This is a genomic window from Nocardioides sp. GY 10127 (assembly GCF_004919085.1).
Lineage (GTDB): Bacteria > Actinomycetota > Actinomycetes > Propionibacteriales > Nocardioidaceae > Nocardioides.
On record NZ_STGL01000008.1, the window covers coordinates 199,886 to 221,177 of the forward strand.

18 protein-coding genes and 2 pseudogenes are annotated in these 21,292 nt (G+C 73.1%); 4 read left to right on the forward strand and 16 right to left on the reverse strand.

Annotated elements, in window-relative coordinates:
* Nucleotide 1 precedes the first annotated feature (1 nt).
* Nucleotides 2–586, forward strand: a complete 585-nt coding sequence (locus tag E8D37_RS15580; RefSeq protein ID WP_168929780.1) for a TetR family transcriptional regulator C-terminal domain-containing protein — start codon at nucleotides 2–4, stop codon at nucleotides 584–586.
* Nucleotides 587–605: 19 nt separating this feature from the next.
* On the opposite strand, the gene E8D37_RS15585 is transcribed toward E8D37_RS15580, so the two are convergent.
* Together E8D37_RS15585 and E8D37_RS15590 are read right to left on the reverse strand one after the other, a co-directional pair.
* Complete coding sequence (locus E8D37_RS15585; protein ID WP_136570745.1) at nucleotides 606–1,796, reverse strand: acyl-CoA dehydrogenase family protein; 1,191 nt, start codon at nucleotides 1,794–1,796, stop codon at nucleotides 606–608.
* Between the two features lies 1 nt (nucleotide 1,797).
* On the reverse strand, nucleotides 1,798–3,012 hold the full coding sequence (locus tag E8D37_RS15590) for a CoA transferase (RefSeq protein ID WP_240770483.1): 1,215 nt from the start codon (nucleotides 3,010–3,012) through the stop codon (nucleotides 1,798–1,800).
* 343 nt (nucleotides 3,013–3,355) lie between these two features.
* Here E8D37_RS15590 and E8D37_RS20695 point away from each other — a divergent pair, with 343 nt between their 5' ends.
* Nucleotides 3,356–4,000 (forward strand): TetR/AcrR family transcriptional regulator, encoded by a 645-nt coding sequence (locus E8D37_RS20695; RefSeq protein ID WP_346763597.1) that lies wholly within the window; start codon nucleotides 3,356–3,358, stop codon nucleotides 3,998–4,000.
* Nucleotides 4,001–4,201: 201 nt separating this feature from the next.
* Here the strand turns inward: E8D37_RS20695 and E8D37_RS15600 are convergent.
* Nucleotides 4,202–5,515: pseudogene (locus E8D37_RS15600) on the reverse strand (MFS transporter); the annotation flags it as partial.
* A 34-nt stretch (nucleotides 5,516–5,549) separates the two neighbouring features.
* Nucleotides 5,550–6,953 (reverse strand): PLP-dependent aminotransferase family protein, encoded by a 1,404-nt coding sequence (locus E8D37_RS15605; RefSeq protein WP_206055785.1) that lies wholly within the window; start codon nucleotides 6,951–6,953, stop codon nucleotides 5,550–5,552.
* A 157-nt stretch (nucleotides 6,954–7,110) separates the two neighbouring features.
* Here E8D37_RS15605 and E8D37_RS15610 point away from each other — a divergent pair, with 157 nt between their 5' ends.
* Entirely contained in the window at nucleotides 7,111–7,758 is a 648-nt protein-coding gene (locus E8D37_RS15610; RefSeq protein WP_136570748.1) for a pyridoxamine 5'-phosphate oxidase family protein, read from the forward strand.
* Between the two features lie 308 nt (nucleotides 7,759–8,066).
* Here the strand turns inward: E8D37_RS15610 and E8D37_RS15615 are convergent.
* From E8D37_RS15615 to E8D37_RS15650, 8 genes and pseudogenes are all read right to left on the reverse strand, one after another.
* Nucleotides 8,067–8,732 (reverse strand): annotated as a pseudogene (locus E8D37_RS15615) (SDR family NAD(P)-dependent oxidoreductase); the annotation flags it as partial.
* Between the two features lie 76 nt (nucleotides 8,733–8,808).
* A complete protein-coding gene (locus E8D37_RS15620; protein WP_136570749.1) occupies nucleotides 8,809–10,461 on the reverse strand; it encodes an FAD-dependent oxidoreductase in 1,653 nt (550 codons plus the stop codon).
* Between the two features lie 102 nt (nucleotides 10,462–10,563).
* Nucleotides 10,564–11,550, reverse strand: a complete 987-nt coding sequence (locus E8D37_RS15625) for an AraC family transcriptional regulator (RefSeq protein ID WP_136570750.1) — start codon at nucleotides 11,548–11,550, stop codon at nucleotides 10,564–10,566.
* 69 nt (nucleotides 11,551–11,619) lie between these two features.
* Entirely contained in the window at nucleotides 11,620–13,104 is a 1,485-nt protein-coding gene (locus E8D37_RS15630; protein WP_206055786.1) for an amidohydrolase family protein, read from the reverse strand.
* A gap of 49 nt (nucleotides 13,105–13,153) precedes the next feature.
* A complete protein-coding gene (locus E8D37_RS15635; protein WP_136570751.1) occupies nucleotides 13,154–13,516 on the reverse strand; it encodes a hypothetical protein in 363 nt (120 codons plus the stop codon).
* Nucleotides 13,513–14,424 carry an extradiol ring-cleavage dioxygenase gene (locus E8D37_RS15640; protein ID WP_136570752.1) on the reverse strand — a complete coding sequence of 304 codons (912 nt, stop codon included), beginning with the start codon at nucleotides 14,422–14,424 and terminating at the stop codon, nucleotides 13,513–13,515. The genes E8D37_RS15635 and E8D37_RS15640 overlap by 4 nt, the downstream gene beginning before the upstream one ends.
* Before the next feature lie 148 nt (nucleotides 14,425–14,572).
* A complete protein-coding gene (locus tag E8D37_RS15645; protein ID WP_136570753.1) occupies nucleotides 14,573–15,439 on the reverse strand; it encodes a citryl-CoA lyase in 867 nt (288 codons plus the stop codon).
* Entirely contained in the window at nucleotides 15,439–16,614 is a 1,176-nt protein-coding gene (locus E8D37_RS15650; protein ID WP_136570754.1) for a CoA transferase, read from the reverse strand. The genes E8D37_RS15645 and E8D37_RS15650 overlap by 1 nt, the downstream gene beginning before the upstream one ends.
* Nucleotides 16,615–16,860: 246 nt before the next feature.
* Between E8D37_RS15650 and E8D37_RS15655 the strand changes: the two genes are divergently transcribed.
* Complete coding sequence (locus tag E8D37_RS15655) at nucleotides 16,861–17,661, forward strand: IclR family transcriptional regulator C-terminal domain-containing protein (protein WP_136570755.1); 801 nt, start codon at nucleotides 16,861–16,863, stop codon at nucleotides 17,659–17,661.
* 125 nt (nucleotides 17,662–17,786) lie between these two features.
* On the opposite strand, the gene E8D37_RS15660 is transcribed toward E8D37_RS15655, so the two are convergent.
* The 4 genes from E8D37_RS15660 to E8D37_RS15675 are packed head-to-tail and all read right to left on the reverse strand — an operon-like array spanning nucleotide 17,787 to nucleotide 21,213.
* On the reverse strand, nucleotides 17,787–18,494 hold the full coding sequence (locus tag E8D37_RS15660) for a type 1 glutamine amidotransferase (protein WP_168929781.1): 708 nt from the start codon (nucleotides 18,492–18,494) through the stop codon (nucleotides 17,787–17,789).
* Nucleotides 18,491–19,234: an amino acid ABC transporter ATP-binding protein gene (locus E8D37_RS15665; RefSeq protein ID WP_136570757.1), complete on the reverse strand. Its 744-nt coding sequence runs from the start codon at nucleotides 19,232–19,234 to the stop codon at nucleotides 18,491–18,493. The genes E8D37_RS15660 and E8D37_RS15665 overlap by 4 nt, the downstream gene beginning before the upstream one ends.
* A gap of 9 nt (nucleotides 19,235–19,243) precedes the next feature.
* On the reverse strand, nucleotides 19,244–20,335 hold the full coding sequence (locus tag E8D37_RS15670; RefSeq protein ID WP_136570758.1) for an amino acid ABC transporter permease: 1,092 nt from the start codon (nucleotides 20,333–20,335) through the stop codon (nucleotides 19,244–19,246).
* Nucleotides 20,332–21,213 carry an ABC transporter substrate-binding protein gene (locus E8D37_RS15675; protein ID WP_168929782.1) on the reverse strand — a complete coding sequence of 294 codons (882 nt, stop codon included), beginning with the start codon at nucleotides 21,211–21,213 and terminating at the stop codon, nucleotides 20,332–20,334. Before E8D37_RS15675 ends, E8D37_RS15670 begins: the two co-directional genes overlap by 4 nt.
* Nucleotides 21,214–21,292: the final 79 nt, after the last annotated feature.

Below are 21,292 nucleotides of genomic sequence, written 5' to 3' on the forward strand. Positions count from 1 at the left end.
CGTGTCGCCCAAGGAGATCCGCCAGACGACCATCGCCGACGCCGCGCTGCGCATCATCGCGCGCAGCGGCGTCCCGGCGGTGACGATCCGCGAGGTCGCCCGCGAGGCCGGCTGCTCCGTGGGCGCCGTCCAGCACTCGGTGGGCAGCCGCAGCGACCTGATGACGCTCGCCTGGCACCGCGCGAGCGTGCTCGCCATCGACGAGATCGAGCGCGTGGCCGCCGAGATCGACGACCCGGTGCAGCGCGTGGTCGGGCCGCTGGTGCTGATGCTGCCGATCGACGAGCCCGAGGTGGCGCTGACCCGGGTCTTCATGGCCTTCTACGGCGTCTTCGACGACGAGACCGGGGACAACCCCGAGGCCGCAGCCTACAGCCGCTGGTGGCGCGAGACGACGGCCGGGATGATCCGGGCGGGGCAGGAGGCCGGGGCCGTGCCCGGGCACCGGTCGGCCGACGACCTCGCCTTCGACCTCACCGCCTACGTCGAGGGGCTGTGCGTGTTCGCCACGCTCGACCCCGCCGTGCGCGCCGGGCTGGACCGCGACCGCGTCGCGGCCCAGCTCCGGGCGATGCTGCTGGCCTGAGCCGGCAGCGGGCCGCGGCTCAGCGGAAGGCGGCGATCCCCGTCATCGCCTGACCGAGCACGAGGGTGTGCATCTCGACGGTGCCCTCGTAGGTGAGCACCGACTCCAGGTTGTTCGCGTGCCGGATCACCGGGTACTCCAGCGAGATGCCGTTGGCGCCCAGCACGGTACGGGCGGTGCGGCAGATCTCGATGGCCTCGCGGACGTTGTTGAGCTTGCCGAGGCTGACCTGCTGCGGCAGCAGGGTGCCGGCGTCCTTGCGGCGGCCCAGGTGCAGCGCGAGCAGCAGGCCCTTGGTGAGCTCGAGGTTCATCTCGACCAGCTTCTGCTGGGTCAGCTGGAATCCGGCGATCGGCTTGCCGAACTGGGTGCGGGTGCCGCTGTACTCCAGGGCGGCCTCCAGCGCGCTGCGCGCCGCGCCCATGGCGCCCCAGACGATCCCGTAGCGGGCCTCGTTCAGGCAGGACAGCGGGCCCTTGAGGCCGACGACCTCGGGCAGCACCGCGTCGGCGGGCAGCCGCACGCCGTCGAGCACGAGCTCGCTGGTGACCGAGGCCCGCAGCGACATCTTGTGCTTGATCTCGGGGGCGGAGAAGCCGGGGGTCGTCGTCGGCACGACGAAGCCGCGGACGCCCTCGTCGGTCTGGGCCCACACGACCGCGACGTCGGCGATCGAGCCGTTCGTGATCCACATCTTGCGGCCGTCGAGCACCCAGTCGTCGCCGTCGCGACGGGCCCGGGTGCGCATCGAGGCCGGGTCGGAGCCGGCGTCCGGCTCGGTGAGGCCGAAGCAGCCGATCGCCTCGCCCGCGGCCATCCGCGGCAGCCACTCCTGCTTCTGCTCCTCCGAGCCGAAGCGCCAGATCGCGAACATCGCCAGCGAGCCCTGCACCGAGACGAGCGAGCGGATGCCCGAGTCGCTGGCCTCGAGCTCGAGGCAGGCGAGGCCGTACTCGGTCGCGCTCATGCCGGCACAGCCGTAGCCGGTCAGGTGCATGCCCAGCAGGCCGAGGCTGCCGAGCTCCTTCGCCAGGCCGCGCGGGTCGGGCAGCGTGGCGTCCTCGAACCACTGGGCGACGTACGGGTCGACGTGGGTGTCGCAGAGCTGGCGGACGGCGGCGCGGACGTCCTTCTCGTCGGTGCTCAGCAGGTCATCGATCCCGGCGGGGTCGAGCGGGGAGAAGGTCGGGCGGTCGGTGCTGGTGCTCATGTCAGGCCTCTCTGGTGAGCCATGCTCGGATGTCGTCGTCGTGCTCGCCGAGACGCGGCGGTCTCGTGTACCGGGCGACCGGGGTCGCGGAGTAGGTCACAGGGTGGCGGACCTGGGGCGCCTCGCCGTCGCCCACCTCCACCGTCGGCGCCAGCCCCAGCCCCTCGGCCAGGGCGAAGGCCTCGGGGACGCTCGCCACCGGCCCGGCCGGCACGCCGACCGCGGCCAGCGCCGCCGTCCAGTGCTCCACCGTGCCGGCGGCCAGCGCGTCCTCCAGGAGCGGGGCCAGCGCGTCGCGGTGGGCGACCCGGTCACGGTTGGTGGCGAAGCGGGCGTCGGTGGCGAGGCCGGGGACACCGAGCGCGGCGCAGAGCCGCTGGAACTGGCCGTCGTTGCCCGCGCAGACCGCGAGGGCCCCGTCGCCGGCCCGCAGGAGCTCGTAGGGCGCGATGGAGGGGTGGGCGTTGCCGAGCGCGCGCGGCGCGTCGCCCGTGCCGAGGTAGGCGGACGCCTGGTTGACCAGCGAGCCGAGCAGGCTGCTCAGCAGGTCGGCGCGGACGAGCTGGCCCTCGCCGGTGCGGTCGCGGTGGCGCAGCGCGGCGAGGACGCCGGTGACGACGTCCTTGGAGCACAGGACGTCGACCAGGGCGACCCCGACCTTGTGCGGGTCGCCCGCCGGGCCGGTGATGCTCATCAGCCCGCCCATCGCCTGGACGAGGAAGTCGTAGCCGGGCAGCCCGGCGCCGCCGGCCACGCCGAAGCCGGAGATCGAGGCGTAGACGACCCCGGGGTTGGTGGCGCGCACCTGCTCGTGGCCGAGGCCGAGGCGGTCGAGGGTGCCCGGGCGGAAGTTCTCCAGCAGGACGTCGCAGCGGGCGGCCAGCTCGCGGGCCAGCGCCAGGTCGTGCTCGTCGGCGAGGTCGAGCGTCACCGAGCGCTTCGAGCGGTTGGCCGAGGCGAAGTAGGTGCTCGTGGTCGGGCCCCACGGGGGACCCCAGCCGCGGGTGTCGTCGCCGGAGCCGGGCCGCTCGACCTTCACGACGTCGGCGCCGAGGTCGGCCAGGGTCGCGGCCGCCAGCGGGCCGGCGAGCACGCGGCTGAAGTCGGCGACCAGGATGCCGTCCAGGGGCATCGCCCCGGTGCGGGGGCTGCGGTTCGGGGTGATGGCGGTCGGGGTGCCGGCGGGGTGCTCGGTCGTCGCGTCCGGCGCGCTCACGGCCTCCTCCGTCCCGGGCCGCTCGGCCCGACTCCGCCCGTCGGCGCTGCTGCGCGGACGGGTCGCTCGATGTGACCCGGGTGACGCTAGGTGCTGGACGTGACGGCCGTCTCTGGTCGGAACGCCCCGGTCGCCACCGGGCCCCGTCGGATCGTCCCACCCCGCGGCGCCGTCGTGGGGCCGCCGTGGGGCCGACCGGGTCGGGGTCGGGTGCGGGACCGGGGTGGACGCGGTGCATCCGGTGCACCGCATCCACCCCGATCAGCGTCCGCACGATCACTGCCGCGTGCCGCCGGGCCGACGCCTAGGATCGGGCGACGACGAGCGGACGAGCCGGGAGCGGGTGCGAGCAGTGGCCTACGTGTGGGTGGAGGACCGCCGACGCGCCATCGTCGAGGCCGCCATCGCGGTGATCGGCGAGGTGGGGCTCGCCAAGGCCACCACCCGGCGGATCGCCGAGCGCGCCGAGGCGCCCCAGAGCGCCATCAACTACTCGTTCGCGAACAAGGCCGCCATGGTCGAGGCGGTCTTCGACGAGACGACCGCCCTCATGCTCTCCGCGCTGGACGACGTCCCCACCGACGGCGGCCTGGTGGCCACCGTGCGGGCCGTGATCGAGGCGCTCTGGGAGGAGACGATGCGGCGGTGGCCGCTCGAGCGGGTCAACGCCGAGCTCGCCGGCTGGGCCGTCCTCCACTCCGAGCAGCGCTCGCCGCACCTCTGGTACGACCGCTACCTCGACGCGGTGCGCTCGCGGCTGGCCGAGGCGGTCGACGCGGAGCCGGCCGACGCGGGGACCAGTGCCGCCCCGGGCTCAGCCACTGGCTCAGCCGACCCGGTCGCCCTGGCCGACCTCGCCCGCTTCATCTGCCTCGGCGTGGACGGCATCAGCTCCCACTACAGCCTCACCGAGGACCGGGGTCTCTGCGACCCGCAGGTCGAGCTCCTGGCCCGGGCGGCCTGCGCCCTCGCCGAGTCCCGCGCCTGACCCGGCGGCCGCCGGGTCGCCCCCGCGGCCGAGCCACGCGACCACCAGGATGCCGAGGACGAGGCTGGCGACGAACGCGGCGAACAGCACGACGTCCGTGTGGACCTGGAGCTCGGCGGCGGACGCCCCCGGGTGGCCGGTCAGCCACGCGGCGCCGGACCACGTGACGAGCACCGCCGCCACCGACAGCCCGATCGAGCCGCCCACCTCGTTCGCCGCCGTGCCGAACGCGCTGAGCGTGCCGGCGTCACGGCGGTCGGCGCCACGCAGCACGAGCGTGTTGACCGCGACGTTGGTGAACCCGCAGCCGACGCCGAGCACGATCGAGCCGGGCAGCACCGCGAGGAGGTAGCGGGAGTCGGGGGCGATGACGCACGAGAGCGCGGTGCCGGACGCCGTGCAGGCCATGCCGATGGCGAGGACGAGGCGCGGCGAGACGGCCGAGACCAGGCGGCCCGCCATGGGCGCCGCGACGGCGAGCGCACCGGAGAGCGGCAGGAAGGCGAGTCCGCTCTGCAGCGGCGTCTGGCCCAGGACGTCCTGCAGGTAGAAGGCCATGTAGACGTAGTAGACGAACACCGTGGCGCTGGCGAGCATGGCCGCCAGCAGGCCGGCGCGCCGCAGCCGGTCGCGCAGGAGCCGGAACGGGAGCACCGGGTCGGGGGTCCAGCGCTGGGCGCGGACGAAGAGCGCCCCGACGAGCACCGTGACCACGAGCAGCGCGACGGCCCGGGCGTTGAACGTGCCGGACTCGGAGACCTCGCTGAGCCCGAGGTTGAGCGCCCAGATGGTCACCATCGCGAGCGCGGAGCCGAGCAGGTCGAGGCGCCGGTCGCGCTGCGGCGGGTCGTGCGGCAGCCAGAGCCAGACCCCGACCACCGCGGCCAGCGAGAACGGGACGCTCACGAGCATGCAGGAGCGCCACCCGACGTACTGCGCCAGGATGCCGCCGACGACCAGCCCCAGGGCGAACCCGGTGCCACCGATCGCGCTCCAGACACCCAGGGCGCGGCCCCGCTGCCGGGCGCCCGGGAACGAGAGCGTGAGCAGGGCGAGGGCCGACGGCGCGATGAGCGCGGCCGCCGCGCCCTGGAGCGCGCGGGCCGCGAGCAGGGTGGCGCCGTCGGTGGCGAGGCCGCCGACGGCCGAGGCCACCGCGAAGGCGAGGACGCCGAGCATCAGGGTGCGTCGCCTGCCCAGCCGGTCCCCCACCCGACCGCCGACCAGCAGCAGGTCGCCGAACGCGAGCGTGTAGGCCGTCACCACCCAGCCGCGCTGGGTGGTGGTCAGCGCCAGGTCGGCGGCGGCCTTGGGCAGCGCCACGTTGATGATCGAGGAGTCGGCGATGACCACCAGCTCGACCCCGCCGATCACCAGCAGCCGCAGGAACGCGAGCCCGCCGCTGACCTCGGAGCCCCTGGCCCCAGAGTCCCTGGCCTCGGAGTCGGGGGCCCGGCCTGTCCCGTCCGAGGGCCCCCGACCCGAGAGTCGTTCAGATGACTCAGTCTTCTGCATGGAGTCACCGTAGGGGCGCCCGGTTACGCAGCCGTTAAGCCGGCGGCGACGTCCGGACCCCCATCGCCGCGCACCCCGCCAGCCGGCGCACGGCCTCGCGCAGCGACTGCGGGTCCAGGCCGCCGTGGTGCAGCAGCAGGGCGGGCGGGCCCGGCGGTGAGCTGCGGAAGTCGTCCAGCGAGGTCACCGCGACCCCCCGCTCCCGCGCCTGCGCCACGACGGCCGCGGCGTCGATCCCGGGCGCGAGGTCGGCGACGACGTGCAGCCCGGCCTCGATGCCCCGCACCCCGACCACCCCGGGGACCTCCTCGAGGGCCCGCAGCAGCGCGGCTCGGCGGTCGGCGTAGACCCGGCGGACGCGGGCGATGTGCCGCGAGAGCGCCCCGCTCGCCAGCCACCCCGCCACGACCTCCTGCACCTGACCGCTCACCGTGGCACCGACGAGCCCGCGCACGTGCACCACCTCGGGCAGCAGCGCCGGAGGCACCCGCAGGTAGGCCAGCCGCAGGCTGGGGTCGAGCACCTTCGACAGCGTGCCGAGGTAGACGACGGGCGCGTCCGGGTCGAGCCCGGCCAGGCTGGGAAGGGGCGGCACGCCGAACCGGAACTCGCCGTCGTAGTCGTCCTCCACGACCACCGACCCGGATCGCCGGGCCCAGGCCAGGACGGCGCGCCGGTCGTCCTCCTCGAGCCGGTGCCCGAGCGGGAACTGGTGGCTGGGCGTGAGGTAGACGGCGGCGGGCGTCTCGCCCCGAGCCGTCAGGTGCTCCAGCGCCAGCGCCACCGGGGCCGCGGCGTCGACCGGGAGCGGGACGTGCCGGGCGCCGAGCCGCACGACGAGGTCGCGCATGTCGGCGTAGCCCGGGTCCTCGAACGCGACCGCCCGGCCGGCCCACCCCAAGGCCAGCCCGAGCACGGTCACCGCCTCGGAGGCACCGGCGCACACCACGATCTCCTCCGGGCGACAGGGCAGTCCGCGGGCGGAGGAGAGGTAGGCGGCCAGGCCCGAGCGCAGGGCCGGGTCGCCGCAGGGGTCGGGGGCGAAGGAGCGTGGCGAGACCGCCCGCCAGGCAGCCCGCCAGGCGTCCGGCACCAGCCCTGGGTCCATGGTGCCGGCGCGCAGGTCGAGCTCCGGCTCGTCGTCCGGCTCGAGCACGACGGGCGTCGGGGCGGGCGCCGCCGCCGGGCGGTGCGCCACGAACGTCCCGGCCCCGTGGACGCCGTAGACCCAGCCGTCCCCCTCGAGCTCCAGGTAGGCCTCGAGCGCGGTGGTGCGCGAGACCGCGAGCGCCTCGGCCAGCGCGCGGGTCGAGGGCAGCGGGTCGTCCGGGAGGAGGACGCCGCGCTCGACCGCGCCCCGCACCTGCTCCACGATCTGCTGCCGCAGGCCCGTGGACGCCGTGCGGTCCAGCTCGATCGGCAGGCCCAGCGCGTTCATGGCGCCGATCCTGCGGCACGCGGGTTGCCGAGCGGTTGCCGGGCCGTTTCCCGCCCTCGCGGCGAACGTCGGACATGCGCGCGCAACGAAGTGGTCTGCCCGCTCCCTGCGCCAGTGGCCCTCCCCGGTCGGCCGGCGCGTCGCCAGGATCGGGGTCATGACGATCACCGACGTGCACCGCTACTCCGAGCTCCAGCGCTTCGAGACCCAGGACCTCTACGACGTCCTGGACGCCGGCATCGTGGCCCACGTCGGCTACGTCCGCGGCGACCACGCGGTGATGATCCCGATGAACTACGCCCGCGACGGGCACTCGATCCTCGTCCACGGCTCGACCGGCGCCGGCTTCGCGAAGGCCCTGCGCGGTGGCGTGCCGCTCTCGGTCACGGTGACCCTGGTCGACGGGCTGGTCTTCGAGCCCTCGCTGTACGACTCCACCGTCAACTACCGCAGCGTCATGGCCTTCGGGGACGCCGAGGTGGTGCCGCCCGAGGAGAAGGAGGAGGCGCTGCGGCTGCTCTGCGAGCACCTCATGCCCGGCCGCTGGGCCGAGACCCCGCGACCGACGCGGAAGCAGCTCGCCGGCACGGAGGTGCTCCGCCTGCCGCTGGACCGCTCGAGCGTGAAGGTGCGCACCGGCGGCCCGGGCTGCGACCCCGTCGAGGGCACGTGGACGGGCCACCTGCCGATCCGGTCGGTGCTGGGCGACCCCGTGACCCAGCCGGGCGTGACCGAGCCGGTCCCGGCGTCCGTGGGCCTGACCCGCGAGCTCTTCGAGACCACGATGAGCGTGGTGCCGGACTGACCGCCGCGACGGCAACCGGCACGGGGTGGGTGCGGTGCGACCACCGCACCGCACCCACCCCGCTGTCGTGCACTCGGAAGTGGGGCCCACCCGGGCCCCACTACCGAGCCCACCTCACCTGCACTCCCCGCATCGGTAGATGGGCCCACCCGGGGCCCACTACCGAGCCCACCTCACCAGCACTCCCCGCATCGGTAGAGGGGCCCACCCGGGGCCCACTGCCGAGTGCACGGAAGGTCGTGCCCAGGCTCGGGGGATGCGCGTGGTCTCACCGCCACCTCGGCCGCGAGATCTCCTGCACCCCCGGATCAGCCGTTCAGCCAACCGCCGTCCACGGGGAGCACCGTGCCGGTGACGTAGCTGGCCCCGGGCGAGCACAGCCAGACCACGGCGTCCGCGATCTCCTCGGGCCTGCCGTACCGGTTCTCCGCCGTCCGGCTGATGATCGCCGCCATGACGTCCTCGGGCACGACGGCCGTCATCGGCGTCTCGATCGGGCCGGGCGCCACCGCGTTGATCCGCACCCCAGAGGCGCCGTGGTCGAGCGCGGCGTTCTTGGTGAGACCGACGATGCCGTGCTTGGCCGCCACGTAGGCCACCTGGCCTGCCGCGGGGGCGAAGCTCCACACCGAGGCGGTGTTGACGATCGAGCCCGACCCGACCTCGAGCATGTGCTCGAGCTGGTACTTCATGCAGTAGAAGATGCCGGAGAGGTTGACGTCGATGACCCGCCTCCAGTCGTCGACGTCGAGCTCGGCCACGGGCGCCGCCGCGAAGATCCCGGCGTTGTTGAACGCGTGGTCGAGGCGGCCGAAGGACGACACGGCCTGCTGCACCGCGGCCTGCACGGACGACGGATCGGCGACGTCGGTCACGGCGAGCTCGGCCTTCACCCCCAGGGCGAGCAGCTCGTCGACGACACCCGCGGCCTCGGCCTCGAGCACGTCGCAGACCAGGACGTGGCAGCCCTGTCGAGCGAAGGCCCGGCGGTGGCGGCGCCGATGCCGCGGGCCGCCCCGGTGATCATGACCGCGTGGCCGGCGAGGGCGCTCATGCGAGCACCGTCTCCCGCGCCGTGACCGCCACGGCCGCGGGCACGAACCACTGGTCGAGGTAGTCGAGGACGAGGCGGGCCTCGGTCAGCGAGCAGGCCATCCCCACGTAGAGGTCGGGCCGGATGACGACGAGCCGACTGATCGACCCCACCTCGTAGCGCTCGGCGAGCTCGCCGTGCTCGTCGCCGCTGCGGTGGTCGAAGTCGAAGCCGGTCTCGTCCCCGCCGTCGGTGACGAGGTGGACGCTCGCGCGGCCAGGGTGACGTTCGGCCAGCAGGTCGCGCACCTCGGCGGCCGCAGCGTGGGTCGCCGCCTCGTCCTGCCCCTCCCCGGTGACCGCGACCACGGTGAACCCGGGGTGCCTGCAGACGTCGTAGAGGCGCTTGCGCGGCTCCTCGACGAGCAGCGCGTCGGGTGCCCGCTCCCCCGGCCGTGGCCCCGAGAGCAGGCCCAGGCCCTCAGGCACCCGGACGTTCTCGCGGTAGTGGTGGGAGAGGCCGGAGACGAGCCGCACCGAGTTCTCCTCCCATCCCTCCTCCTGGGTCAGGTGGTAGCGGTCCTCCGGCGGGATGCCGAAGCCCATGACGATCTCGTGGGTCGACATCGCCCCCTCCGTGACGAGCTCGCCGATGGGGCGACGCTCCGCCTCGTAGGTGTCGAGCACGGCCTCCTCCGCCTGGCCCTGGACGACGGCGGCGAGCTTCCAGCCGAGGTTGAAGGCGTCCTGCATGCAGCCGTTCATGCCCTGGCCGCCGGACGGGGAGTGGATGTGCGAGGCGTCGCCGCAGATCACGAGGCGCCCGGTGCGGTAGCTGGTGGCGATGTTGTTGAGGATCGGCCACTCGGTGGCCCACTCCGGCTCGCCGACCTGGAAGCCGATCCCGAGCTTGTCGGCGACCTCCTGGAACGAGGCGCGCTTGTCGGCCATGTGCACGTAGTCGCCGGTCGCGTCGGCCATGTAGATGCGCCAGTTGCGGCCGGGCAGCTTGGTGCAGTTCATGAACAGCGTCTCGTCGAAGAAGTAGTTCATCCAGAGGTCGTCGAAGGTGACGTTCGTGAGCTGTACGTCCATCATCGCCATCGCCGCGACCTCCTCGCCGACGAAGTCGATGCCGGCCCGGTCGCGGACCAGGCTCCGCTTGCCGTCGCAGCCGACCACCCAGGCAGCGCGCACGGTCTCGGGCTCGCCGTCCGGCGTGAGGAGGTCGACGCGGACGCCGGTTCCCTCGTCGACCACGTCGAGCACCTCCGTGCGGTACTCGGGGACGACCGAGTAGGCGGCGAGCAGGTGCTCGCGCAGGACCTGCTCGAAGTCGTTCTGGTTGATCTTGTAGTAGAACGCGTAGCGGGTCGGCAGGTCGCGGTAGTCGGTCCGGGGCTGCTCGTCGAGCGTGCGACCGGGGAAGTGGTAGATGTTCCCCGGGCACTCGGTGCAGACCTCCTCCAGCCGGCGGGCGACGCCCATGTGGTCGAACATCTCCATCGACCGGGCGTGGACCGTCATGGCCCGGGTGGTGTGGGACGGGCCCCTGCGCTTCTCGAGCAGACGGACGGCGACCCCGCGACGCAGCAGCTCGTGGGCCAGGATCAGGCCGGTCGGCCCGGCCCCTACGATGACGACGTCCGGTGCGGTGCGTGAGTACGGCATGGAGGTTCTCCCTCGGGTGGCGTTGTGACGCCGGTCACGCTAGGAACGGAAGTGACGTCCCCCTATCCGTTCCCCGCAGAGTGTCCGGAAGGCGCACGGTCGTCACCGATCTTCGGACCTCGTCGTGTCGCCGGACCGCAGGGACCGACGCAGCTGGGACGAGCTCACCCCGTACCGGTTGCGGTGGTCGGCGGCGAAGCGGCCGAGGTGGACGATGCCCACACCCAGCGCCACGTCACCGATGCCCAGGTGCGCGTAGTCCGGGTCGAGCAGCCGCTCGTGCGCGAGCTCCAGCCGCCGCTCGCGGACGAAGGTCATCGGCGAGCAGCCGCGCTTCTCCCGGAAGCCGATCTGCAGGCTCCGTCCGCTCACCCCTGTCCTGGCGGAGAGCAGCGCCAGCGTCCATGCCTCCTCGGGCGCCTCCTCGACGAGCGAGACGGCGTGCTCCACCGCCTCCGGCACGGCCGGCTGCGCCTCGCGCAGGAGCAGGTCGGTCCAGGTGTGCGGCTGGTCGAGCAGCAGGGAGGTGAGGAAGAGGTCCTGCAGCCGCGCGGCCAGGGCATCGGGCAGGACGTCGGCCGCGTGACCGTCGCAGGTGGCGGTGAGCAGGCGGACCGCGGCCACCCACTGCGCCCCGGGCCGTGCGGCGTGGCTGAACGTGAGCGTCCCCTCCGCGGGCCGGCCGGCCAGCATCGAGGCGTGGGCCCGCACCTGGCTCGGGCTCACGCGGACGGCGAGCTGGCAGAGGTCGCTCGACCACCCCATGGCCGGCTGGTCACCCGGGCTGAAGACCACCCCGCCGCCAGGGAGCGGGCGCACCACCTCGCGGCCGAAGGAGACGGCCGAGTGCCCGGTGATCGGGACGTGCACGGCGTAGTAGCCGAGGGGCTCGGTGGTCTCCACCCGCGCCTCCCCGCCGTAGTGCAGGCAGATGAGCTGGGCGGAGCCCAGCGGGCTCGCGGACAGCCGGGCCGCCCTCCCCTGGTACCGCAGCCGGTGCGGTGAGAAGAGGCCGGTCCCGGCCGCCCTGAGCTCGTCGACGTCGCCCGAGCGCAGCACGGTGCGCCGGGCGAGCGGACCGACATCCATGGCGGTCGGCTGGGCAGCGGGCGGCGGGTCAGGCCGCGACGCCGGCACGCCCGGCGCGGACGCCGATCGTCACGACAGCCCCGCCGCAGCGTGCGTGGAGGCGTCCGCGTAGTCGGTGTAGGTGTAGGGGTTGTCGAGCACCTTCGACTCCGGGATCTCCGGGTTCATCCCGGCGATCCACTCCTTCTCCCCCAGCTCCGCGCGCAGGTGCTCGACGGTCGACTCGACGGCGCGACGGGCCGCCGCGAGGTCGATCCCCACGAGCGCACCGTCGTGCTTGAGCACGCGGCCGTTGACCAGGACGGTGTGGACGTCGCCGCGCTGGGCCTGGAAGACCACGTGCCCGTAGGGGTGCAGGATCGGGAACATCACCGGCGAGCGGTCGTTCTTGATCAGCACCAGGTCGGCCTTCTTGCCCACCTCGACGCTGCCGATGGCGTGGTCGAGGCCGAGCGCCTTCGCGCCGCCGCGCGTGGCCCAGGCGACGGCCTCCTCGGTGCGCAGCCCGATGTGGGTGATGGTGTCGCCGGTGGCGTGCGCCTCGTGGTGCTCGCGGGCCCGGTCGGCGTTGACGGCCGAGCGCATCGCCGAGAACCCGTCGCCGCTCCACCACACGCTGGTGTCGACGGAGAGCGAGATGTCGATGCCGTGCCGGCGCAGGGCCCAGGACGACGGGTAGCCCTGCCCGCAGCTCGACTCCGACTCCGCCGACACCGAGGCGTGGCCGCCCGTCGCCGCGATCCGCTGGTAGCTGTCGTCGCTGAGTGTCGAGGCGTGCACGTAGACGGTGCGGTCCGTCATGAACCCGTGCTCGTGCATGAGCCGGATGCCGTTGTCGTTGGTCGCGCCCCACACGCCGGCGTGGGTGGTCACGGGCGCGTCGAGCTCGCGGGCGGCCTCGAACGCGGCCTTCTCGGGGAACTCGCTGTCGCCGGTGACGTCGAAGGCCATCTGGAAGCCGAGCATCTCCGAGCGCGGCATGCGTCGCTCGACGAAGCTGCGGAAGTCCGCGGACGTCGCCCACTCCCACGGGGCGCCGTGGATGTTGCCGTACGCCAGCACGAAGCGTCCGGGCACGGCCTCGAGGGCGTCGGTGGCGGCCTCCGCGTGCTCGACCGTCGCCAGGCCGTGCGACCAGTCGACGCTCGTGGTCACGCCCGCGTCGACGGCCTCGATCGCGCTGAGCAGGTTGCCGGCGTAGTGGTCCTCGGGACGGAAGCGGCGGCCGTGCTCGAGGTAGTTCCACACGAAGTACTGGGTGAGCGTCCAGTCCGCGCCGTAGCCGCGCATGGCGGTCTGCCACATGTGGCGGTGGGTGTCGACCATGCCCGGCATGACGATGCCGCCGGACGCGTCGACCTCGATCGTCCCGTCGGGGACCGGCAGGTCGCGACCGATGGCCTCGATCTTCTCCCCCACCACGAGCACGTCGGTGTCGGTGAGGACGGTGCGGGCGTCGTCCATGGTGAGGACGAGGCCGTGGCGCAGGACGACCGCCGGGGCGGCGGCGACCTGCTCGGCGGTGAGCGGTGCGGAGGCGGAGGTGTCGGTCACGACGGTGTGCCTTTCTGACGGGTGCGGTGCGGTGGGCGGCGCTGGTCGGTCAGGTGGTGATGTCCGGGTAGGGCTGGGTGACGTGGGCGAGCTGGCGGGCGTAGTCGAGCTGCATCCCGAGCGGCTCGTCGAAGTCCCGCTCGAACATGGCGATCCACAGCGTCAGCGTGAGGAACGGGTGGGCGCCCATCTCGAAGAGCGCGACGTGGTCGTGGGCGACGAGGGCCGCCCGCTCGGCGTCCGTGAACGACAGCCACGTCGAGTCCTCGGCCGCGATGCAGTTGAGGACGCGGTTGGCCATCTCGGCCTCCCACCACGCCACCAGCTCGGCCGGGTCCTCGCGGTAGCGCTCGGTGAGCGCGTGGTCGCGGTCGACGGTGAAGAGGAACTTGTCGAGGAGGTACTTGCTCATGCCCGCGCTCCCAGGTCGAGACCGTCGCCCAGCCCGTCGCCCAGCCCGTCGATCAGGTGCGGGTTCGGGTACCAGGTGAAGTAGGCCTCCATCGTGTGGAAGAGGCTGAGGCTGTCGACGTGGTCGGCGGCGTGGTAGCCGGCGACACCCATCATCAGCATGAAGTCCATGAACCCGTGCGTGGCGTTGCCGGGCGCGTGGAGGCTGTCGAGCGTCACGTTCTTGAGGACGCCGTCGATGTCGCCGCGGGCGATCCAGTCGACCGCCTGGGCGTCGAACTCCGGGTCCGGGCCGGTGGGGCCGAACTGACGCGGCCCGCCGAGCTCGAGGGAGAGGTGGCCGGTGCCGATGACGGCCACCCGGAGGTGGCTCGGCCAGGCGTCGATGATCTCGCGGATCGTCTGCCCCAGCTGCACGAACCGCTCAGGCCGCGGCAGCGGCGGCGCGAAGATGTTGGTGTAGATCGGGACGATCGGCAGGTCGGCGTCCGGGCGGACCGTGAAGATCGGGCACGTGACCGAGTGGTCGATCCGCAGCTCGTTGGAGAACGCGAGGTCGAACCCGCGGTCGATGCCCTCGCGCAGCATGTACGAGGAGAGCTCCGGGTGCCCCTTGAGCAGGAGCTTCGGCATGCCGAACTCGCGGACCTCGTTCTCCCAGTTGCCGTCGTAGACCGGCGCGTTGCCGACGAGGAACTGCGGCATGTTGTCGAGCCACAGCTGGTGGAAGTGGTCGGAGCCGACCATCACCAGGACGTCGGGCCGGGCCCGGGTCAGCGTCTCCCGGTAGGTCTCGACCTTGCTGACCCACTCGGCGGCGAACGGCGGCGCCTCCTCCGGGGGAAGCTGGCTGGTGCGGTAGTAGAACGGGTGGTGCGTGGTCGCGAGGACGGCGACGAGCTGGGCCATGGGAGTCCCTTCGGCTTCGTTCGGATCTCGGGGCTGACGGGCGGGCGCTCAGGCGAGGCCGCGCAGGACGCGGCGGCGCTGGGCGAGAGGGGCAAGGGGTGCGACGGCCGGCGCGGCCAGCCCCAGGCGGAGGAGCAGGAGGCCGAGGTCAGCGGTCTCCACGTGGCACCCCTTCCTGCCCGCCCGCCTGCGCGGCCGCCTCCTGCGCGGCCAGCACCTCGGCGGGGTCGACGAAACGGGCGTGGTGCTCGACGGCCAGGTAGGTGTCCATCCCGACCGGCATCCGCAGCTCCTCCGCGAGCTGGCCGAGGAGGCCGGCGGCGCGGGCGAGGAGGGCGAAGCCCCGCAGCAGCGGGAGCGGCAGGCCCAGGTCGGCGAGACCGGCACCGACCACGCCGGCACCGTTCAGCACCAGGGTGCGGCCGAGCACCTCGTGGTGCACCCGGCCGATCGCCTCGAACAGCGACAGGTGCGGGCCGTGGCTGCCGGTCTCGTGCGCGATGCGCACCAGCGCCGGGGTCCGCGGGTCCAGCTCCTTGTGGACGGGGTGGCCGAGGCCCGGGATGATCCGGCGCGCGGCGCGCTCCTCCTTGACGACCCCGCGCGCGACCTCGTCCCACCCGGCCTCGTCGGTGGGCAGGTCGTCCAGGTCCGCGACGACCGCGGCCAGGAACTGCCCGCAGTCCTCGGTGACGCCGAGGAACCGCGACCCGCCACCGAGGAGACCCGCGGCCATGGCGCCCTGCACGGAGTCGGGGGCGGAGAGGAACGTGAGCCTCGCGGCGATCGCGGTCGGGGTGAACCCGTGGTCGGCGAGCGCCAGCAGGCAGGCGTCCAGCATCCGCACCTGGCCGGCGGTCGGCACCCGCAGCGTGACCATCCGGTAGACGAGCTCGGTGAGCCCGACCTTGCCCATCAGGTCCTCGGCGAGGTCCTCGCCGAGCAGCGTGATCGTGGACGTCGTGGACATGCCCAGCGACGTGGGGAACTCCAGCCCCTTCTCGTCGGCGGCCATCAGGCGTCCCCCCGCTCCGCGAGGCCGTCGAGCCAGGCCCGCACCTCGTCGGAGTGCTCGCCGACCCTCGGGGGCGGCAGGTCGTAGCGGATGCCGGAGCGCGAGAAGGTGAGCGGGTTGCGGACCAGCGGCACCGCCGCGTCCCCCTCGCCCACCTCGACGACCGGGCGCAGCCCGAGGCCGTCGGCGAACTCCACGCCCTCGGCGACCGTGTTGATCGGGCCGGCGGGCACGCCCGCCTTGATGAGCAGGTCGAACCACTCCGCGCGGGTGCGCTCGCCGAGCCGCTCGACGAGCAGCGGCCGCAGCTCCTCGCGGTTCGCGGTGCGGTCGCCCACCGTGGCGAACCGCGGGTCCTCGGCCAGGTGCGGGGCGCCGAGGGCGTCGCACAGCGTGGCGAACTGCCGGTCGTTGCCGGCGATGACGATGATGTCGCCGTCCGAGGCCGGCAGCGGCTCGTACGGGAAGAGGCTGGGGTGGGCGTTGCCCATGCGGCTCGGCACGGCGCCGCCGGCGACGTAGGCGGCCGTCTGGTTCACCAGGCCCGAGAGCGCGGAGGACAGCAGGTTCACCTCGACGTGCTGGCCGACCCCGGAGGCCGCGCGCTCGTGCAGGGCGCTGAGGATGCCGATGAGCGCGTGCATGCCCGTGACCACGTCGAACACGGAGATGCCGGCGCGGAACGGCTGGCCGTCCGGCGAGCCGGTGAGGCTCATGAGGCCCGAGATCGCCTGGACCATGAGGTCGTAGCCCGGCAGGTGGGCGCCACCGCCCGAGCCGAAGCCGGAGATGGAGGCGTAGACGATCCCGGGGTTCACGGCCGAGACGGACGCGTGGTCGAGGCCGTACTTGGCCAGGCCGCCGGGCTTGAAGTTCTCGATCAGGACGTCGGCGCGGGCCGCGATCTCGCGGGCGACCTCGAGGTCGGCCGGGTCCCGCAGGTCCAGCGCGATCGACCGCTTGTTGCGGTTGATGCTCAGGTAGTAGGTCGAGACGCCGTCCCGGGTCGGGGGGACCCACGTCCGGGTGTCGTCGCCGCCGGGGCTCTCCACCTTGATCACCTCGGCGCCCATGTCCGCCATGAGCATGGTGGCGTAGGGGCCGGCCAGGATGCGCGAGAAGTCCGCGACCACGAGGCCGTCGAGGGGTCCGCTGGGGCGTGCGTCGTCGGTCATCGATCCATCACGTCCGGCTGTCGGTCATCTGTCCGCATAACGGCACTGTGATGGCGCTCACCCTGCGTGGTCAAGGGTGGTCCCGACCTTTCGGACAAATGACCGTCAGGCGGACAACAAGCCTGTGACGCGGCTGGGAGCGTGCGTAGAGTGCCCTGCACCGGCCACGCGGCCAGGGGAGCGCGCAGGGATGCGGGCAGGGACGTCAGCGGTCACGAGAGCACCACCGGCAGCAGGGAGGCGACGATGGCGGAACGGGGCACCGGCCCGGACTTCATCGAGTCGTTGGCGCGCGGGCTCGACGTCATCCGCGCCTTCGACGCGCAGCACGCCGAGCTCACCATGTCCGAGCTCGCCGAGCTCACCGGCCTGGCCAGGCCGACGGTGCGACGCATCCTGCTCACCCTCGAGGAGCTGGGCTACGTGCGCTCCGGGCGGGGCGGGTTCTCCCTCACCGCCCGGGTCCTCGAGCTCGGGCTCGCGCACGTGTCGTCGTCGGGCCTGTGGGACGTCGCGCGCCCCCACATGGAACGGCTGGTCAGCCGCACCGGCGAGTCGTCCTCGGCCGCCCAGCTGGAGGGCTCGGACATCGTCTACGTGGCCCGGGTGGCGGTGCCGAAGATCATCGCCCTGCGCGTCGACATCGGCACCCGGTTCCCCGCCGCGTCCACCTCGCTGGGCAAGGTGCTGATGTCCCGGCTGGAGCCGGCCGAGGTCGAGCGCGTCCTGGCGCACCCGTCACGCTCGGGGGTGGTCGCCCGCCACGTCCCGTCGCTGCCGGCGCTCCTCGAGGAGCTCGCCGCCGTGCGCGAGCGGGGCTGGTGCCTGACCGACGAGCAGCTCGCCGCCGGGGTGCGCTCGGTCGCCGCGCCACTGCACGCGGCCGACGGCAGCGTCCTCGCCGCCATGAACGTCACCGTGCACGCCGCCGAGACGAGCGTCGAGGTGCTGCTCGAGGAGCACCTGCCCCGGCTGCTGGAGGCCACCGCCGCCATCGACGCCGACCTGTCGCTGCTCGGACGCGTGCCGATGGCCGGGCCGCGCTGACCCAGCCCCGCAACACCCCCGCAGCACCCCCCCGGCACACCCTCCCGAAGCGCGACAACGGGGTGGATGCGGTGCACCCGATGCACCGCATCCACCCCGTTCCCGCCCTCAGGAGGCCCGAGTGCTCAGACCAGCGCCGCCCAGCGCCGGGCCACCCGGCCCCAGACGTCGCGCAGCTGCGGCTCGGCGTCCCGGACCTCCTCGACCAGGCCGTCGGGGTCGAGCCCGAGGCCGACGAGCGCGTCGCGGTCGCTCGACGCCCACTCCTTCGCGGCCGGCGTCAGCACCTCCATGTGGAACTGCATGCCCCATGCGCGCTCGCCCAGGCGGTAGGCCTGGTGCGGGAAGCGATCGGTGCTCGCGAGCAGCACCGCCCCGAGCGGCAGCTCGGTGATGTGGTCGTAGTGCCACTGCATCGCGGGCGCGCCGGGCGGGAGGTCGGAGAAGAGGACGTCGGTCGCGGCCTCGGGCCGCCAGGAGAGCGGGTGCAGCCCGATCTCCGGGCCCGCCTCGGATCGCGCGACCTGCCCGCCCGCCACCGACGCCAGCAGCTGGCCACCCAGGCACACGCCCAGCAGCGGCAGCTCCTCGTCGAGCGCCCGCCGCAGCAGCACCCGGGCCGCCGGGAGCCACGGGGCGACGTGGTCGTCGCCCCACCCCGGCGTCCCGCCGAGGACGATCAGCCCGTCGTAGCCGGCGAGGGTGTCGGGCAGCGGGTCCCCCAGGTAGGGGCGGCGGACGTCGAGCAGCAGCCCCTCGCCCGCGAGCACCTCGCCGAGGTACTCGGGGCCGGTGCCGTCCTCGTGCTCGACGACCAGGACGGAGCGGCTCACAGCCGCCCCGCCTCGATGATCCGCTGGAGGAAGTCCTTCGTCCGGGCCTCGGTGGGGTCGGTGAAGATCTGCTCCGGCGGGCCCTGCTCGAGGATGCGGCCCTGGTGCAGGAAGCACACCGAGCTCGCGACCTCGCGGGCGAACGACATCTCGTGCGTGGCGAGCAGCATGGTGAGGCCGTCGCGGGCCAGCTCGCGGACGATGTCGAGCACCTCCGCGACGAGCTCGGGGTCGAGCGCCGAGGTGATCTCGTCGAGCAGCAGGACGCGGGGCTGCATCGCCAGTGCGCGGACGATCGCCACGCGCTGCTGCTGGCCGCCGGAGAGCTGGTCGGGGAACGCGTCGGCACGGGCGGACAGCCCGATCCGGTCCAGCAGCTCGCGGGCACGGCGCTCCGCCTCGTCCGGCGTGGCCTGCTTGAGCTTGCGCGGGGCCAGGGTGACGTTGTCGACCACGCTCATGTGCGGGAACAGGTTGAAGCTCTGGAAGACGATGCCGATGTCGCGCCGCAGCTGGTTGACGTCGACGCCCTCGCCGGAGACCACGTCGCCGTCGAGGCGGATGGTGCCCTCGTCGATGGTCTCGAGCTGGTTGATGCAGCGCAGGAGCGTCGACTTGCCGCTGCCCGAGGCGCCGATGAGGCAGACGACCTCGTGCTGCTCGACCGCGAGGTCGATGCCGGCGAGCACCTGCGTCTCGCCGTAGGACTTCTTCAGCCCGTTGATCTCGAGGAATGCCATGGGGTCCTCCTACCGGCCCTGACGGCGCTGGTCGCGCTCGATCAGGCGGTCGACGAAGCGGGTCTGCGGGATGGTGATGAGCACGAAGAGGAGCGCCACCACGGTCACCGAGGACAGGTTGAAGTAGTTGCTCGCGTAGATCTTGGCCTGGGTGAAGGCGTCGACCGTGCCGATGACCATCACCAGCGCGGTGTCCTTCTGGAGGCCGATGAAGTCGTTGAGCAGCGGCGGGACGACCCGGCGCACGGCCTGGGGCACGATGACCGACCGCAGCGTCTGCCCGTGGCTGAGCCCGAGGGAGCGGGCGGCCGCGTTCTGGCTGGGGTGGATGCTCTCGATGCCCGAGCGGTACACCTCGGCGACGTAGGCGCCGTAGGTCAGGGTGAGCGCGAAGATGGCCGACCACGTGGGCGACATCGAGCTCAGGACCGGGACGCCGGCCAGCGGCAGCCCGAAGCCGATGAGGTAGATGACGATGATGCCGGGGACGGCGCGGAAGGCGTCGATGTAGATCCGGGCGAGGAACGCCACGGGGCGACCCGCGCGGCCGGGCGCCGAGCGGGCCACGGCCAGCAGCAGGCCCCAGACCAGGACGATGACCTCGGCGACGACCGCGATGAACACGTTCGTGCGGAACGCCTTGGTCGTCTCCCACCAGCTCTGCGAGAGCATCTCGGGGCTGAGGAACGTCTTCTGGACGGCGTGGTCGTTGGCCAGCAGGAAGCTCACCACCGCGACGACGAGGACGGCCGCGGCCGACCAGCCCATCGCCACCCACGCGGAGGTGTAGCAGCGCGAGCGGTGGATGCGGGCGGCCTGGAGGTCCTGGGAGCCCAGCGCGGTGCCGGCGCGGCCCCGCTCGGCGAGCGAGTGCAGCGCCGGGCGCAGCAGCGCCAGCACGCCGACGGCGGCCAGCAGGCCCACCACCAGGTAGAACAGGTGCCACGAGGTACCGGCGGCCGTGGCGGACAGCAGCCGCCACGCCGTGCCCCAGACCAGGGCGATCGTCACGAGGACGACCACCAGGCCGGCGGCCGGGAGCGCGACCTTGCAGGTCGGGAGGGGCCGGGCCGTGGTGCGCGGCTCGAGGGCGACCGTCACTGGACGGTCCAGGTGTCGATGGACGCCGGGTCGCCACCGAAGGCGGGGCCGAGGTAGTCCTCGCTCAGCTGGTCGAGCGTCCCGTCCTTCTTCAGGCCGGCGATGATCTTGTTGACCACCGCGGTGTTGGACGAGCCCTTCGGGAACATCGCGCCGTAGGCCTGGCCGGACTCGTACTGACCGACCACCGTGAGCGTGCCGCCGGACTTCTTCGCGACACCGAGCTCGATCGCGGTGTCCTGGAGGTAGGCGTCGATCTGGCCCGAGGCCAGCGCGGCCTGGGCCTCGGCGTCACCGGGGTAGACGCTCACGTCGCCGGTGGGCTGGAGGGTGTCGGTGACCCAGTCGGCCGCGGCGGTGCCCTGCTTGACGCCGATCTTGAGCGAGGCGAGGTTGTCGGCGGTGACGTCCGCGTCCGCCTTGGTCATCACGCCGATGGTCGACTCGTAGTACGGGTCGGAGAAGTCGACGACCTTCTCGCGGTCGTCGGTGATCGAGATCTCGTCGAGGGAGAGGTCGTAGCCGGTCAGGGTGCCGGAGACGAGCTGGTCGAAGGAGACGTTGATCAGCGTGACGCTGCTCAGGCCGGCCTGGTAGGCGATGTCGGCGGCGAGGCAGTACTCGTAGCCGGAGTCGATGTCCTCGACCGTGTCGCCGTCGAACCAGCCGGTCGACGGGAGGTCGGCCTTGATGGTCAGGGTGTCGTCGGTGACGGTGTCGAGCGAGTACTCGCCGAACGTGCCCACCGGCGTGCAGTCGCCGTACGAGCCGCCCGCGTCGGACGAGGCCGAGGTGCTGTCCGAGGACCCGCACGCGGCGAGCCCGCCACTGACCAGCACCGTGACGGCAAGAGCTCCAACAGTCCGCGCAGCGCGCACGGCATCCTCCTTCAATCGCGACCTAAACCGTTTTAGGATCGGCGACAAGTGTTGGCATCCGAGTAGGTTGCCGTCAAGC

Bases quoted from the DNA above. Each gene is read 5' to 3' on its own strand.
- E8D37_RS15645 (WP_136570753.1), bottom strand. From the start codon at position 15,439: ATGGCCGCCGACGAGAAGGGGCTGGAGTTCCCCACGTCGCTGGGCATG.
- E8D37_RS15665 (WP_136570757.1), bottom strand. From the start codon at position 19,234: ATGGCATTCCTCGAGATCAACGGGCTGAAGAAGTCCTACGGCGAGACG.
- E8D37_RS15585 (WP_136570745.1), bottom strand. From the start codon at position 1,796: ATGAGCACCAGCACCGACCGCCCGACCTTCTCCCCGCTCGACCCCGCC.
- E8D37_RS15610 (WP_136570748.1), top strand. From the start codon at position 7,111: ATGACGATCACCGACGTGCACCGCTACTCCGAGCTCCAGCGCTTCGAG.
- E8D37_RS15635 (WP_136570751.1), bottom strand. From the start codon at position 13,516: ATGAGCAAGTACCTCCTCGACAAGTTCCTCTTCACCGTCGACCGCGAC.
- E8D37_RS15650 (WP_136570754.1), bottom strand. From the start codon at position 16,614: ATGACCGACGACGCACGCCCCAGCGGACCCCTCGACGGCCTCGTGGTC.
- E8D37_RS15605 (WP_206055785.1), bottom strand. From the start codon at position 6,953: ATGAACGCGCTGGGCCTGCCGATCGAGCTGGACCGCACGGCGTCCACG.
- E8D37_RS15640 (WP_136570752.1), bottom strand. From the start codon at position 14,424: ATGGCCCAGCTCGTCGCCGTCCTCGCGACCACGCACCACCCGTTCTAC.
- E8D37_RS15655 (WP_136570755.1), top strand. From the start codon at position 16,861: ATGGCGGAACGGGGCACCGGCCCGGACTTCATCGAGTCGTTGGCGCGC.
- E8D37_RS15625 (WP_136570750.1), bottom strand. From the start codon at position 11,550: ATGGATGTCGGTCCGCTCGCCCGGCGCACCGTGCTGCGCTCGGGCGAC.
- E8D37_RS15620 (WP_136570749.1), bottom strand. From the start codon at position 10,461: ATGCCGTACTCACGCACCGCACCGGACGTCGTCATCGTAGGGGCCGGG.